The sequence below is a fragment of the Shewanella sp. M16 genome (genome assembly GCF_018224605.1).
Classification (GTDB): Bacteria; Pseudomonadota; Gammaproteobacteria; order Enterobacterales; family Shewanellaceae; genus Shewanella; species Shewanella oncorhynchi.
Map to the genome: position 1 here is coordinate 1 of NZ_JAGTUL010000124.1, position 411 is coordinate 411.

1 protein-coding gene is annotated in these 411 nt (G+C 62.0%); it reads right to left on the reverse strand.

Annotated features, from left to right (window positions below):
* Positions 1–87: 87 nt before the first annotated feature.
* On the reverse strand, positions 88–411 hold a 324-nt coding region (locus KFE26_RS23685; protein WP_283090836.1), incomplete at its 5' end, for a glycine radical domain-containing protein.

Below are 411 nucleotides of genomic sequence, written 5' to 3' on the forward strand. Positions count from 1 at the left end.
CGCATGCAAGGTGGTGGATAGCGGCAAGCCACCCGTGGGGTGGCTTGCCAATCATATGACGTCACAGGCGCCATGGAGAGGGCCCCGTCAGAGACTGTGCTCGGTGCGGGCGATGATATCATCTTGCGCATCCGGGGATAAGGCGGTGAAGAAGGCCGAATAGCCCGCCACCCGCACCACCAGGTCCCGGTACTGATCCGGATGGGCCTTGGCCGCCAGCAGTGTCTCCCGCGAGACTATGTTGTACTGCACGTGCCACCCCTTGTGCACCTCGAAGAAGGTGCGCAGCAGGCTCATCAGCTTGGTTTTGTCCCGCTCGTTTTCAAGGCTGGCCGGACTCAGCTTCTGGTTGAGCAGCACGCCACCGAGAATGGCCGCCGTGGGCAGCTTGCCGATGGAGTTGAATACCGC